General features: G+C 36.0%; 15 protein-coding genes. 3 read left to right on the top strand and 12 right to left on the bottom strand.

Features of this window, described 5'->3' with window-relative positions; genetic code table 11:
- From COZ07_RS04820 to hisZ, 11 genes are all read right to left on the bottom strand, one after another.
- A partial coding sequence (locus COZ07_RS04820) for an alanine--glyoxylate aminotransferase family protein (RefSeq protein ID WP_406607450.1) occupies positions 1 to 1026 on the bottom strand: 1026 nt, incomplete at its 3' end.
- Between the two features lie 402 nt (positions 1027 to 1428).
- Entirely contained in the window at positions 1429 to 1731 is a 303-nt protein-coding gene (locus COZ07_RS04815; protein ID WP_406607449.1) for a YerC/YecD family TrpR-related protein, read from the bottom strand.
- Positions 1732 to 1779: 48 nt separating this feature from the next.
- The gene (gene hisIE / locus COZ07_RS04810) at positions 1780 to 2478 is read right to left on the bottom strand and encodes a bifunctional phosphoribosyl-AMP cyclohydrolase/phosphoribosyl-ATP diphosphatase HisIE (protein ID WP_406607452.1); all 699 of its coding nucleotides are present in this window, start codon (positions 2476 to 2478) and stop codon (positions 1780 to 1782) included.
- The gene (hisF, locus tag COZ07_RS04805) at positions 2462 to 3247 is read right to left on the bottom strand and encodes an imidazole glycerol phosphate synthase subunit HisF (RefSeq protein ID WP_406607448.1); all 786 of its coding nucleotides are present in this window, start codon (positions 3245 to 3247) and stop codon (positions 2462 to 2464) included. The genes hisIE and hisF overlap by 17 nt, the downstream gene beginning before the upstream one ends.
- A 2-nt stretch (positions 3248 to 3249) precedes the next feature.
- A complete protein-coding gene (gene hisA / locus COZ07_RS04800) occupies positions 3250 to 3999 on the bottom strand; it encodes a 1-(5-phosphoribosyl)-5-[(5-phosphoribosylamino)methylideneamino]imidazole-4-carboxamide isomerase (protein WP_406607447.1) in 750 nt (249 codons plus the stop codon).
- Positions 4000 to 4617 carry an imidazole glycerol phosphate synthase subunit HisH gene (hisH, locus tag COZ07_RS04795; RefSeq protein ID WP_406607446.1) on the bottom strand — a complete coding sequence of 206 codons (618 nt, stop codon included), beginning with the start codon at positions 4615 to 4617 and terminating at the stop codon, positions 4000 to 4002.
- A 19-nt stretch (positions 4618 to 4636) separates the two neighbouring features.
- On the bottom strand, positions 4637 to 5230 hold the full coding sequence (gene hisB, locus COZ07_RS04790) for an imidazoleglycerol-phosphate dehydratase (protein WP_406607445.1): 594 nt from the start codon (positions 5228 to 5230) through the stop codon (positions 4637 to 4639).
- A 21-nt stretch (positions 5231 to 5251) separates the two neighbouring features.
- The gene (locus COZ07_RS04785; RefSeq protein ID WP_406607444.1) at positions 5252 to 6283 is read right to left on the bottom strand and encodes an HAD family hydrolase; all 1032 of its coding nucleotides are present in this window, start codon (positions 6281 to 6283) and stop codon (positions 5252 to 5254) included.
- A 161-nt stretch (positions 6284 to 6444) separates the two neighbouring features.
- Complete coding sequence (hisD, locus tag COZ07_RS04780) at positions 6445 to 7743, bottom strand: histidinol dehydrogenase (RefSeq protein WP_406607443.1); 1299 nt, start codon at positions 7741 to 7743, stop codon at positions 6445 to 6447.
- Between the two features lie 101 nt (positions 7744 to 7844).
- Complete coding sequence (gene hisG, locus COZ07_RS04775; RefSeq protein WP_406607442.1) at positions 7845 to 8531, bottom strand: ATP phosphoribosyltransferase; 687 nt, start codon at positions 8529 to 8531, stop codon at positions 7845 to 7847.
- Positions 8524 to 9768, bottom strand: a complete 1245-nt coding sequence (gene hisZ / locus COZ07_RS04770; RefSeq protein ID WP_406607441.1) for an ATP phosphoribosyltransferase regulatory subunit — start codon at positions 9766 to 9768, stop codon at positions 8524 to 8526. Before hisZ ends, hisG begins: the two co-directional genes overlap by 8 nt.
- 210 nt (positions 9769 to 9978) lie before the next feature.
- Between hisZ and COZ07_RS04765 the strand changes: the two genes are divergently transcribed.
- The 3 genes from COZ07_RS04765 (at position 9979) to mazF (ending at position 14341) form a co-directional block, all read left to right on the top strand.
- On the top strand, positions 9979 to 13656 hold the full coding sequence (locus COZ07_RS04765) for a DEAD/DEAH box helicase (protein WP_406607440.1): 3678 nt from the start codon (positions 9979 to 9981) through the stop codon (positions 13654 to 13656).
- A gap of 95 nt (positions 13657 to 13751) precedes the next feature.
- Positions 13752 to 13994, top strand: a complete 243-nt coding sequence (locus COZ07_RS04760) for an AbrB/MazE/SpoVT family DNA-binding domain-containing protein (RefSeq protein ID WP_406607439.1) — start codon at positions 13752 to 13754, stop codon at positions 13992 to 13994.
- A complete protein-coding gene (gene mazF / locus COZ07_RS04755; RefSeq protein ID WP_406607451.1) occupies positions 13994 to 14341 on the top strand; it encodes an endoribonuclease MazF in 348 nt (115 codons plus the stop codon). The genes COZ07_RS04760 and mazF overlap by 1 nt, the downstream gene beginning before the upstream one ends.
- Here mazF and COZ07_RS04750 read toward each other — a convergent pair.
- The gene (locus COZ07_RS04750) at positions 14324 to 14512 is read right to left on the bottom strand and encodes a hypothetical protein (RefSeq protein ID WP_406607438.1); all 189 of its coding nucleotides are present in this window, start codon (positions 14510 to 14512) and stop codon (positions 14324 to 14326) included. The two genes, mazF and COZ07_RS04750, sit on opposite strands and share 18 nt — an antisense overlap.
- Between the last annotated feature and the right edge of the window lie 208 nt (positions 14513 to 14720).

Below are 14720 nucleotides of genomic sequence, written 5' to 3'. Positions count from 1 at the left end.
ATCGCTGAGAGTAAGTTCCCCCATATGGGCTATCCTGAAGGTCTTCTCTTTCAGCTTTCCATATCCATTAGAAATCATAAAACCTCTTTCGCCTAAGGCTTTATTCAGGTCACCTATGTTAATCTCTCTGATATTCTTTACACAGGTTACGGTATTGGAGGCAAATTCTTCCTGAGCGAAGAGAGCAAATTTATCTTTAGCCCAAGCTCTTACAAAATTAGCCATCTCTATATGGCGGGCAAAGCGTTTTTCTAAACCCTCTTCGAATATCTTATCTAATTGATAATCAAGGGCAAACATATGGGATAGAGAAGGGGTAGAGGGATATTGATAATCTTTCTTTTGAATATACTCATATAGCTGTAAGAGATCGAAGTAAGTTCCTCTAAATTTAACTTTCCTGGCTGCTTCTAAGGCCTTTTCCGATATAGAGCAGAGAGAAAGTCCTGGGGGGAGGCCTAAACACTTCTGACTGGAAGTTAGGCAGATATCGATGCCTAACTTATCCACTTCTATCTTAGTTCCACCTAAAGAGCTAACCGCATCTACGCAGAATATTACTTTGGGATATTTTTTCATCACCTCAGCAATCTCTTCAACTGGATTCATTATTCCGCTGGAAGTCTCATTGTGGGTTATAGTAATCAGGTCATATTTACCGCTGGCTAAAACTTGATCTACTGATTCAGCAGTATTAGGTAATCCCCATTCCACTTCAAACTTATCAGCAGGGACATTGTTATCTCTAGCCATATCATACCATCGATTACCAAAGTTGCCACAAGAAAAGACAGCTGCTTTCTTCTGAGTACAGGAACGGATAGATCCTTCCATTAAGCCACTTCCCGAAGAGGTGGAGAGCAAAATTTCATTTTTAGTGGACATTAATTTTCTTAATTTATCACTGATACTTCTTTGCAAATTAGAGGCTTCTTTACCTCGATGTCCAATCATCGGAGTAGCCATCTTTTGCAAAACATCTTCAGTTACATGAGTAGGTCCTGGAATAAATAATTTTTTATACATTCTCTATCTAAATCCTCCTTATGTTTTATAATATTACTTTTTATATTACTGAAATAATGATTTTATCCTTTAATTTTTTATTAACTCCTATCTAATTAAAACCATATAAAAAAATTCCAGTAGTAATGAATATAATTTATAGATTACTACCTGGGACTGATTAAAATTTTTAAGTTCTTATAAAAAATCCTATTCTTCCCAATTAAGAAAAAATAACTTTTATTCAATACCCTAACTATATTTTCTATTTTCACTAAATAAAAAATTATATCATAAATTTAACAGATAATTTCATTTTGTCAAGTACTATTTAGCTAGAATTAATTTTAAAATTTTTCCGATCTATTTTTTATTCACTAAAAAAGGAAAAAAAGACTTTTCCCCCAGAAAAAGATAATCAATTTATTTTTTCTTTCCAAACAATCTTTCCAGAATCAATTTATAACCATCAGCACCATAATTTAAATATCTTTTTACTCTACTAATCGTAGCAGAACTTGCCCCAGTTTTATTAAAAATCTCTTCGTAGGTAGAACCAGTGTTTAACATCCGAGCCATTTCAAATCTTAAACTAAACTCTTTAATTTCATTAACCGTTGCCAAATCCTCAAAAAAACTGTAACATTCTTTTTCGTTTTTTAAAAGTAAGATGGCTTTAAATAATTGGTCAATAAACTCATCTCTCCAACGGGGATAACTTTCCATCTTTATCACCTCATTTTTAATTCTACTTTTTAAATTATTTTACTTCTACTATTTTCTTCTCTTTCTCAATTCTTTAAAGATATCCAAAGGAGTAATATCAAAACTTCCTAAGGCTACCAAAGTATGAAACCATAAATCGGCAACTTCACAGATGATCGATTTTCTTTCTTTATCTTTAAGAGCGATAATCACTTCTGCTGCTTCTTCACCGATCTTCTTAGGTAATAAATCACTACTACGAGCTAATAATTTACAGACATAAGAATCACTTTTATAATTTAACTTTCTATCTTGAATTATCTGATAAAGTTCATTAATAATTTCACTCTCTATTTCTATTTTACTGTCTTTACCTTTTTCTTCGGAATTTCTTAAACTTTTTAGTGATTTTTTTTCTAAAAAGGAAGAGGGTACAAATTCTATCTCCTTAAAAAAACAGGAATAGTTTCCGGTATGGCAGGCCACTCCTTTTTGCTCAACTAAAATTAATAAAGTATCACTATCACAATCTAATAGATACTTTTTGATAGTCTGGGTGTTTCCGGAATGCTCTCCTTTAAACCATAATTTTTTTCTACTCCTGCTGTAAAAACAAGTTTTCCCTTCAATTAAAGTCTTTTCTAAAGATTCTCTATTCATATAAGCTAACATTAAAACTTGTCTGGTTTTTTCATCTTGAATAATTACCGGAATTAGTCCTTCTGGATTAAATTTTATCTGATTTAAAATTTCATTTTTCTCGATCATCACTTTTCTCCCTCCTTAGATTTACTTTCACTCCTCTTTGCTTTAAATATGCTTTAACCTTAGAGATAGAATATTCTTTTTTATGAAATATGGAAGCAGCCAATGCAGCATCTGCTTTTCCTGCAACCAATACCTCGAATAAATCTTTTGGTTCTCCGGCACCGCCGGAGGCAATAATAGGAATATTGACATTCTCCGAAACTGTTCTGGTTAATTGAATATCATATCCTTCTTTGGTTCCGTCTTTATCCATACTGGTAAGTAATATCTCCCCTGCACCCAATTTTTCTACTTTTTTTGCCCAATCTGTTACTTTTAAATTGGTCCTGGTTCTCCCACCGTTAATCATCACTTCCCATTCAGAAAATCGCCTCACGGCATCAATGGCTACTACAATCGTTGAACTACCAAATTTTAAAGAAGCTTCCTGAATTAATCGAGGATTTAAAACAGCCATTGTATTAATGGATACCTTATCTGCTCCCGCTCTCAACATATGAAAGATATCTTCTAAATTCTTTATTCCCCCACCAACAGTAAAGGGAATAAAAACTTTCTCTGCCGTCTTTTTCACCAGTTCTATGATTATATTCCTCTTTTCCCAGGAAGCAGTAATATCCAAAAAAACCAGTTCATCTGCCTCTTCCTTTTCATAAAACGAAGCTAATTCAACCGGATCTCCGGCATCTATTAAATTAATAAACTTTATTCCTTTTACCACTCGACCTTTGTTTATATCCAGACATGGAATAATTCTCTTGGTAAGCACTTTCAATTCCTCTTTTCATCCTTTATTTTCCCTTGGGTTATTTTGATTGCCTCTTCTAGTAAAATACTTCCTTTATATAGAGCCTTACCAATAATCATTCCTTCCAAACCAATATTTTCAAATTTCTTTAATTTTTTAATATCCATTAAGGAAGCTATACCTCCGGAGGCAATAAGGGGAATATTAATCTTTTTTAATAATTCTTCTATATTTGTAATATTTGGTCCTTGAAGAGTTCCATCTCTCTGGATATCCGTGTAAATTATCCGTCTTGCTCCTAATTGTTCCATCTCTCTGGCAAAATCAAAAGCCTTTATCGGTGTAGTATTCTGCCAGCCTTCTATCGCCACATAGTCATATCTAGCATCTATGCCGGCAACTATTTTTTCTGGAAATTCATCAAACAATCTTTGGGCTAGAACCTTATTTTTCCATAAAATAGTGCCTAAAACGATTCGATTGACTCCGAAATTTATTAACCTTTTTACTTCTTCGTAACTTCTGATTCCTCCGCCTACTTGAACCGGAATATCAACTTTACGGACAATCTTTTCAATAAGAGAGATATTAGTTAATCTGCCATAACGAGCCCCATCCAAATCTACTACATGAAGCATTTTTGCCTTTCTGCTAGCCCACTTTGCCGCAACTTCTACAGGGTCATCAGAAAATATTTCCATCTCTTTAAATCGCCCTTCTCTAAGGCGAACACATTTACCTTCCTGGATATCTATAGCTGGAATAATTAACATCTAACTTAATTCTCCAAAATTTTTTAATATTTTTAATCCTAATGTACTGCTTTTCTCCGGATGAAATTGAACCCCAAAAAGGTTATTTTTCCAAATAGAAGATGAATAAACCAGACCGTAGTCCGTTACCGAGGATATGATCTGTTCATCATTTATCACACAATAATAAGAATGAACGAAATAAAAATAAGATTCATCCGGTACCTCTTTAAAAATAGGATTCAGGTCATGAGAAGGATGATTCACGTATTTTATGGTATTCCATCCCATCTGGGGACATTTGACAGAATGATGAAATCTTTTTGCTTTACCTGGTATTAAATTTAATCCTTGATAAAGACCGCCTTCCTCGCTAAAGGTAAGCAATAACTGCATACCCAGACAAATACCCAAAAAAGGTTTGTTTATCTTTACTGCTTCAATTAATTCTTTATCTATCTTCTTTTTTTTTAATGTATTAATGGCATCCCTAAAAGCCCCTACTCCCGGAAGTACTACAGCACTCGCTTTTTTAATCTGATTTAGATCTTCAGTAATTATCGCCTCATACCCCACTTTTACAAAAGCATTCTGTACACTCTTTAAATTTCCCATGCCGTAATCCACTATTACAATCATCTTTTCCCTCCCGAATTTATCAATCAATCATTCCTTTGGTAGAAGGAATACCATCTATCCGGTTATCCATACTACTTGCCATATCTAAAGCCCGACCAAAAGCTTTAAAGAGAGCTTCTATAATATGATGAGCATTTTTTCCCTCAAGTAAATTAAGGTGTAAGGTGATCCCCCCATGATAAGCTAAAGCTTTAAAAAATTCTTCTACCAGATTAACTTCAAAAACCCCTACTTTTTCTTGTTCAAACTGAACTTGATAGAATAATTGTCCTCTCCCGCTTAAATCTAAAGCAACTTGAACTAATGATTCATCCATGGGTAAGATGGTAAATCCATATCTTTTTATCCCTTTCTTATCTTGTAAGGCATTCTTAATAGCCTCACCCAGGCAGATTCCTATATCCTCTACGGTATGATGATAATCTACTTGAAGATCTCCTTGGGCTTTTACCTCCAGATCAAAAAAACCGTGTCGGGCAAATAAAGCAAGCATATGATTTAAAAAATAAATTTCTGTCTGTAAATTACTTACCCCTTTACCATCTAAACTTATCTTCACTTCTATTTCGGTTTCCAAAGTCTTTCTTTTATATTCACCTTTTCTTTCTTCCAAAGTTATCCACCCGCCTTTCGACTATTTTTTGCTATTTTTAACTCTTTCTAACCGGTCCAAGATACAATTAACATCTTGGGCTAGTAAATCTACTCCTTCATTTAAATAAAACTTTACGGTCTCGTTTTGTAAATTAAATCCTTCTGCTAAAACTATTGCCGACAAAAAGTTTGTTTTTATTATCTCTTTATTAAAATTTTTTGCGGTAATCAAATCATCCCAAATATCACCTACATAGATCCCCAGTTTAGTTTTTAAACTGGCAGATAACCTTTTTAATCCCTGAGGATGGGGTTTTTCTAGGCCATCATCAGCAGTGATTATCTTTTCCTCTGATATAATATCATCCCAACCTAATCTTTCTAAGGCTATCCTGGCCTCCCCCCTGTTTCTACCGGTTAAGATGCCGATAGAGAAATATTGTAATAAAAAGTCTTTTTTCTTTTTATCTATAATTATTCTTTCTTGTTTTATTAAGCCTTCTGTCTTAATTAACGAGGGATAAAATCCGTAAATATTAAAACAATATTCTTCTCCCGCATAAATTTCCTGAAATATTTTAGTAATCAAATCTTTATCCCACAGACTCAATATCCATTCTTTTGCGTGCCCATCTTTCTCGATTGAATCTATTACTTTAGTTAAACCTCCTCCGTGAGATAACCTCTTAGTGATAAAAGTTTTTATATCTGGTTCTCTCATTTTAAGTTCATCTATATCCTTTGAGTTATCTTCCTTTGCCTTAATTAGGTAAAATAAAACCACGGCAGAAGTTAAATCCCAATCATCATTAAAGCCCCCGGTCATCTTAAAATATTCAATTTCTTCCGGGCCAATTAAATTTTGGGAACCCTGAAAGTGTAATATCTCTTTAAAATAAAATTGAACTGTTCGACATATAGCTCTTCTAAAAGACTCCCGCACATCAATTAAGACACCATCGATATCAAAGACAATGGTATCTACTTGAGCAAGTCTATCTAAAATCCTTTTATTTAAAACAATTTTTTCCTGAAATAAATAACCTGGATTTAATTTTTCCGAAATTAACACTAATTAATCAACTCTTTCTTAATTTATTCGACCCGTCTCTATCGTCCCATCTGTCATTCCCGTGGAAACGGGAATCTATTTTTCTTTATTCTCTGGCACCTGCGGGCACGATGCATCGTGCCCCTACAACCCACTACAATAATATTCAATTTAATCCTTCGTTATGAATTTCTTATCTCTATCGAACGGGCATGTGCCTCCAACCCTTCTAATCTGGCCAAACTCGCTATTTTTTCACTGGCTTGCCCCAATCTTTCTTTATCATAAAAAATTATGCTACTCTTTTTGGTAAAGTCTGCTACCGACAAGGGCGAAAAACATCTTGCTCCGCCGGAGGTAGGGAGAATATGATTAGGCCCAGCCCAATAATCTCCCAAAGGTTCTGGAGAATAAGCCCCTATAAATATTGCCCCGGCATTTCTTATCTCCCCTAATATCTGCCAGGGATTCTCTATCTGTAACTCTAAATGCTCAGGGGCAAAGTAATTGATAAATTCTAAAATCATTTCTTCATCTTCAGCAATAATCAACTTCCCTTTTTTCTTTAAGGACTCCTGAATAATTTCCCTTCTATTTAAATTCTTCAACTCACGCCCAATCTCTTCTTTTACTTTTTCTACTAGTGAAGCAGAAGTGGTTATCAAAATAGCCGAGGCTTCTACATCGTGCTCAGCTTGAGCAAGTAAATCACCAGCTAAATATTGAGGATTAGCTTGATCATCAGCCCAGATAAGCACTTCACTAGGTCCAGCTAACATATCTATATCTACTTCTCCAAAGACATTCTTTTTGGCTAAAGTTACATAGATATTCCCTGGCCCTACAATTTTATCTACTTTCTTTACGGTTTCCGTGCCATAAGCTAAAGCAGCTATCGCTTGAACTCCACCTAGTTTATAAATTTCTGAGATTCCTAATTCTTTAGCGGTGGATAATAAATAGGGATTCATCTTCCCCTTAGGAGAAGGAGGACTTACCATCACTATTTCTTTAACCCCGGCAATTATAGCCGGTACCGCTGCCATAATCAGAGAAGAGGGATAAACCGCGCTCCCTCCCGGAATATACAAACCCACTCTCTCGATTGGATTTACTACCTGCCCTAAAATAATACCTCTTTCGCTGGTAGTAAACCAGGAATTTTCTTTCTGCAGTAAATGATAATTAGTAATTCTATGGATAGCTTCTTTAATTATTTTCAGTAAATCTTCTTTAGTTTCTTGTTTAGCTTCCTTCCATTCCTCTGGACTGATTAATATTTCCGCTGGACTTAATTCTACCTTATCAAACTCTTTGGTAAATTCAAGCAGAGCCTGATCTCCCTCTTTTTTCACTCTTAAAATAATTTCCCTAACCTTTTTTTCTAAGTCATCTATAGAATTACCTCGATAAAATCTGTTTTTATAAATCTCCTCTATCTCCACTTTATTTTTTTTATTTAGAAAAATGATCTTGATCAATTTATATCCAACCTACCCTCCTCTTGATATTCTAAATATCCTTTACTATACCATTCCTATCCATATTTCTTAGTTATTTTTATTTATTCTCTACTCTATCCTTAATCTTCTTCTAATTCAGCTGATTCTAAAGCTATAATCTGCTCAATCTTTTTTAAAAATTCATTAATTCTTTGATGTTTAGTTTTATAACTAATCCGATTAACAATAAATTGGGCGCTAAGAGGCATTATCTCTTCCCTTATTACTAATTTATTATCTTTTAAAGTACGACCCGTAGAAACTATATCCACAATTACATCGGCTAAACCTACCTGAGGGGCTAATTCTACCGAACCATAGAGTTTAATCAATTCTACATAGATCCCTTTTTCTTTAAAATAATTTCCGGCAATCACGGGGTATTTGGTAGCTACTTTCAAACGATATCCATGGTTTTGATCATATTTTTCTTGTTTTATCTCTGCAGGAGCAGCTAATACCATTTTACATTTTCCAAATTTTAAATCTAAAAGCTTATAAACATCTTTATTCTCTTCTAATAAGACATCTTCACCTACTATTCCTATATCTGCTGCTCCGTATTCGACATAAGTAGGATTATCTTTAGGTCTGGTAATAATAAACTCAATCTCTTTTTCGGGATTAAAAAAGGTCAATTTTCTGTTTTTCTCTTCCCCACTTTTTAAATCTATTCCTAATTTTTTAAATAATTTAAGAGAAGGATTAAATAATTTTCCATTGGATAAAGCAATTACTAAATAATTAATATTATTTCCTTTACTCATAAGTTATAATTTCCTCTCTCTCGGAGATCGTTTCAATTTTTTTTACTTCTTTGGATGGGGAATTATCTATTCTTAGGATATATTTTATCCCTTTACTTCGAGCATATTTAAGTAACTCCTCCCATCCTCGTCCACTTACCTCTACTTCTACTATGCCTCCTTTTTTTCTTATTTTTTGGGCGACTAACAGAGCTTTTTTAAAATTAGCTTGATTATTTTGATAATACACTACATATTGGTCGGGTTTTCCTATCTTTAAGGAATTGATATTTTCTTTTTCTAAAGTTATCATTAATCTCTCTAAACCAATAGCAAAACCGGTGGAAGGTAGGTTTTCTCCAAATTTTAAATAGAGATGATCATATCTTCCTCCTCCACAAATCGGAAATCCCAAATATTCTGTATAACCCTCAAATATAATCCCCGTATAATAATCAAAATCACGGATAATCCCTAAATCGATTAGCACATATTTTTCTAAGTTATAATCTCTTAAAAGGTGGAAAACTTCTTTGATTTCTTCCAAAGCAGCTAAAGATAATTTATGGTTTACCATCTTCTCAGCCAGTTCTAATACTTCCTCTTTCCCTCTCAAGGTGGGTAGCTTTAAAATAAATTCTTTTTCCTTGTTCTGGATATTTTCTGAAGATAAGATCTTATCCAGTAATACAAAATCTTTATTTAAAATAGCTTCTTTAATCTCCCGTTTTTTACCTGCAGTAATTTTTATAGATTCCATAATACCATTAAAAAAATTAACTTGTCCTATATCTATAAAAAAATTTTTCAGTCCACTATTTTTTAAACATTCTATAGTTAAAGCAATTACCTCCGCATCTGCTTCTTTACTATTTACTCCGATTAATTCCACTCCAGCTTGACAAAATTCTCTTTGACTTCCCACCTTAAAATCATCGTATCTAAAAACATTACCAATATAATAAGCTCTTATCGGTTTAGATTCCTGCTGCATTTTACTCGAAACTACTCTGGCGATTGGAGTAGTCATTTCAGGTCTTAAAGCAATAATATTTCCTTCTCGATCAAAAAATTTAATCATCTCTTTTTTCATGATCGATCCTGCACCTTTGGCTAAGATTTCATAAAATTCAAAAGTAGGAGTAATAATTTCTTGATAACCCCATTGGGTAAAAATCTTACTTATCCTATTTTCTAATAGTCTCCTCTTTAAAACTTCTCCTGGCAACAAATCATTTAATCCTTTTGGAATATTCATCTACTATAACCTCTCCCTTAACCCTTGTCTTTTTCTAAATATAATTTTTATTCTTTAATGCGTTAAAGATTTAACGAATGAAATTTAGAGAAATTTTAACATTGTTTTAGAATTTTGTCAAATCTTTTCCCTTCCTCCACTTTCTCACATTGGCACTTTATGATATAATCGTTTAATGAAAAAATCAATGAATTACTGTAAGGAGTACTGATGGTTACCAGAAAAAATTTCGGGCGTACCTGGTGGGGAAATGCCTGGATAGAAGCAATGGCACGAATTGATCACGACACCAACCGCTTGCCCAGAGGTAGAAGTTATGCCAACGGTGGCAGAGTACAAGAGATTCAGATTTGTAACGGCGTTGTGAAAGCAAAAGTAAAAGGTAGACAACCAAAACCTTATCAAGTAACCATTTACTTGCAAAAATTTACCCCGGAACAATTCGCCAAAATAAAATCCTGTATCGCCGAAGATCCAGCCTTAGCCTCTGAACTGGCTTTAGGAAAACTACCGCAAGAGATGCTGAATCGGCTTGCTCAGGAAAAGATCTTTCTTTTACCGACTACCTGGAAAGAGCTTAACGCAAACTGCTCCTGTCCCGACTGGGCCAACCCCTGCAAGCACCTCGCTGCAGTCTACTATCTTATTGCTAATGAAGTGGATAAAAATCCCTTTATTTTGTTTCACCTACGAGGTGTGGAAACCAACACCCTAATGCAGGCCGCCGGTTTTACAGAACCTACCGCGGCTGCTGAAAACGAAGAAACTTTTATCCCTTATACACAAATAAAAGTTCCCGCCAAAGGCAATAAAAAGGACAATAAAGTCGAACCTGAGTTTTCATCAATTTTAAGTTCTCTCTCTCAAGAAAAGGATAGTGCTGCCATTTTTGCCCTGCTGGAAGAATCCCCTTTGTTTTACCCCGAGGGTAATTTTAAACAAATCCTATTTAAAGCTTATCGCAATATAACAAACCGTATCAAACAATTACAGCTACTGGAAGATTTCCCCAGTTGGTTAAAGTCAAATATTTGCCTGCTCGATCCGGGAACTAAGGTCCGTCAGCCTTTATCTGAAACTTCTTTTTTTATCTTTCTCCCCAATAAAATCCCGAAAGATTTGGAAGGCCCATCAAAAATAATTACCGTTCTGCCTGTGCGTGTCTGCACCTGTCTGCGTGCGAACACGCACAGGCAGGCGCAGACAGGTCCCGAAGCCGTGGGCGGAAAGTTGGTTCTAAAAAGAAAAAAGGGGATGCTATTGCCCGCAGCAACTCTAATCGATTACTTTATAATATCACCTCTGCAACTTTCTTCTGAAGAGAGCTCCCCTGAGGTAAAATTAATCAGCATCGCGACCACTATAGCCCTGGCCCTGGCCAGGGAATCAGCATTTGTGCCACAGATAAGGAATGACCAAAAAGGTAACTTTTTTGTGCGTTATATGCCCCTTAACCAGCTGAAAGTCACTGAAAAAGCCCTGGACTTTCTGGCCGGCCTCATTCCGGTAACCTTTCTTTATCGAAAAGAAGAAAAATCTCTTCTTGTAGGGCGAGATGCCGCCAGTTCTCTTTTATCACTTATCCTGACCTATATTGTGCATCGCTTTTCCGGGATCAAAGAAAGTAATAAGCTTTGTAACACCTTTTTTAATGGGGAATATTACCAGGTTCAGGACTTTACCGAAAGGCAGACCGCCAGGGTAATTACCAACTGGCTAAGCATATTAAACTTAAGTGGGAATGAAATTTCCCCGGCAATTAGAATAGAAATACCTCAGGGTAAAAAAACTCTTTTTCAGTTACAGGTGGAGATAGAAAACAAAAAAGATCCCCTCTCCCCACTTCTCCCTTTAGCGGATGTATTTACGACAAAAAAAACTATTTTCTCACATCCCATTGAAATGGTGCGCTTTACCGTAGCCCACCAAATTTCTACAGCCTCTACTTATTTCCCGCCTCTAAAAACGGTTCTCAGCAGTAAAGGAAAGGAGTCACCCCTTATCGACCCTCTGGAAGTGGCCAGATTTATCCAAAATGGCCAACATATCTTTAATATGCTTGGCATACGCGTGATTGTGCCCAAAGAATTAAAAATACTTAGCTCGCCTCAGCTGTCTCTGGCAGCTAAGCTTAAAGCCGGCGAGAAGCAAAATATTTCTTATTTTAACCTGGAAGAAATGTTAACCTTCTCCTGGGAAGTGGCTCTGGGTGATCTTAAACTAACGCGAAAAGAATTTCTTCAGCTGGTCAAATCTGCAGCAGGGGTAGTAAAATTCAAAGAGCACTATCTGTTACTTCAGCCTGAAGAAGTAGCGCGAATAGTTAAAAAGCTAAACCAGCCCTTGCCTAAACTATCTTCTGCAGAAATAATGCAAGCATCACTAACCGGACAGACCGCCAATATTTTTTTTCATTCTGATGATCAACTCCGCAAAATGATAGATGAGCTTACCAAGTTCAAAATGGTCAAACTCCCAAAAAGCCTAAAAGCAGTGCTTCGACCCTACCAGAAGCGAGGTTTTCAGTGGCTTTACTCTAACGCTGACAAAGGGCTCGGTTCCTGCCTGGCCGACGATATGGGATTGGGTAAAACCATCCAGGCGATTGCCCTTATTTTAAAACTGAAAGAAGAGAAAAAACTGGACCATCCTGCACTGGTAATTTGCCCGACTACCCTGGTCGGTAACTGGCTGAAGGAATGCAACAAATTTGCCCCATCCTTAAAAGTTTTGACCTATCACGGACTAGAACGTCAACTTATTACCGCCCACGCCGATTTAGTCATTACCACATATGGGCTATTGCGCCGTGAAGTTGAAAAATTTAAAAAAATAAACTGGGATCTTATTATTATTGATGAAGCTCAAAATATAAAAAATGCAGATAGTAAGCAGACCAAAGCGGTTAAAGCATTAAAAGCCAGGGGCACTATCGCCTTAAGCGGAACGCCGGTAGAAAATCGCCTGAGTGAGCTCTGGAGTATTTTTGATTATTTAAACCCAGACTACCTGGGAACCCGGCAGAATTTTATGCGTCGTTTTGCTATGCCCATCGAAAAGTACCGTGACCAGAGAAAAATCGCCTTATTACAAAAAGCCACCGCTCCTTTTATTATGCGTCGCATGAAGACAGATCGTTCCATCATACAGGATTTACCGGATAAGATAGTAAAAAATGAATACTGTTACCTGAGCAAAGAACAGACTGCTATCTACCAGCGTGTTGTAGATACTAATATACAGGAAATTTCCAACAGTGAAGGAATCGCGCGCCGGGGACTTGTTTTCAAGTTAATGACCTCTCTAAAACAGATCTGTAACCACCCGGTTCACTATACCAAAAAAGGAACTGTGGTCAAGGAGCACTCGGGTAAAGCAGAGATGACCATTTCTCTACTGAAAAAGATTATATCCGCCAGGGAAAAAGTGCTCTTGTTCACCCAATACAAAGTGATGGGAAATCTACTGGTACAACTAATCCAGACAGAACTTCAGGTAGTTCCTCTCTTTTTTCACGGCAGCCTCACCCGGAAAAAACGAGAAATGATGATTGAGGATTTCCAGAACGGCAATTGCTCCCCCATTATGATCATCTCACTGAAAGCAGGAGGCACCGGCCTTAACCTGACCGCCGCAACCAACGTCATCCACTACGACCTTTGGTGGAACCCTGCCGTAGAAGCACAGGCAACCGACCGGACTCACCGTATCGGCCAAAGCAGGGAGGTATTTGTACACCGGCTTATTACTATCGGTACATTTGAAGAAAAAATTGATGAAATGATCAGCGCCAAAAAAGAGTTGGCTGAGTTAACTGTTTCTACCGGTGAAAAATGGCTCAGCGAACTCTCCAACCAGGAACTGAAAGAAATATTTAAGCTAAGCTAATTCTTCGGGATACCTTTCGCTTGAAATTTGTATGTGGAAGATGTATAATCATTGTAGATACATTTTATAGTTCATTTTTGGAAGGAAGGTACTATATGCAAACTAAGATTAAAAAATGGGGTAACAGTCTGGCATTACGAATTCCCAAATTATTGGCATCAGATGCAAACCTGAAGCTAAATAAATGGGTTAATTTATCTATAGATAAGGAGAGTATCATTATTACGCCAATAAGTGAAAAAGAATATTCGCTCGAAAAACTTTTAGAAGGCGTCACTAAAAGCAATCTTCACGGAGAATTTGATACCGGGGCACCGGTTGGAAAAGAAAACTGGTGATGGCGAGCAATTTTATTCCGCATAGAGGTGATGTGGTTTGGATAGATATGCAGCCTCAAGCCGGCTATGAACAATCCGGAAGACGTCCGGCAATCGTTCTGTCGCCAAAATCTTATAATGGTAAAGTTGGCCTGGCCTTATTATGTCCGATAACCAATCAAATAAAAGGATATCCTTTTGAAGTTATAATCCCATCTGGATCAAAGGTAACAGGTGTTGTTTTATCAGACCAGGTGAAAATCCTTGATTGGAAAATTAGAAATGCCGAATTCTGTGATAAAGTACCTGAGGCTGTGGTCCTGGAAATATTTAAAAAACTTGAGACACTGCTAAATTTTGATAGGTAGTGTTTTATTATTTTTTATTCGATTAACTAGAGTATCTTGCGTTAATATTGTTTTATGTCGCGCTCTGGCAACCTGTTCCCCAATCCAAAGATTTTGGTATTCCTTGTCAAATTTCTCGCAAAATTCTTTATTCTTCATTAAATTATCCATATAAGTTTTAGTTTTTTTCATAATAAATATCCTCAAGCTATTGTTAAAAAAGAAAACCCGCCAGGGTGCGTATTATAAAGAGGCGTAGTGGGTGTGTTATCTATAAGACGCGCTTCTTAAGCTTATTTAAACCCGCTCCTATATTAATATATTGAAATATCAAGAGGATAGTAAGATCTTAAAGCTTATGATTTTAACTAATTTATAGCAAGATGAAAGCCTTATAAAA

Origin of the sequence: Candidatus Infernicultor aquiphilus (assembly GCF_002784285.1) — a bacterium.
GTDB classification, from domain to species: Bacteria; Atribacterota; Phoenicimicrobiia; order Phoenicimicrobiales; family Phoenicimicrobiaceae; genus Infernicultor; species Infernicultor aquiphilus.
Note: the sequence above shows the minus strand (reverse complement) of the source record. Positions and strands in the feature narration are given on the sequence as shown.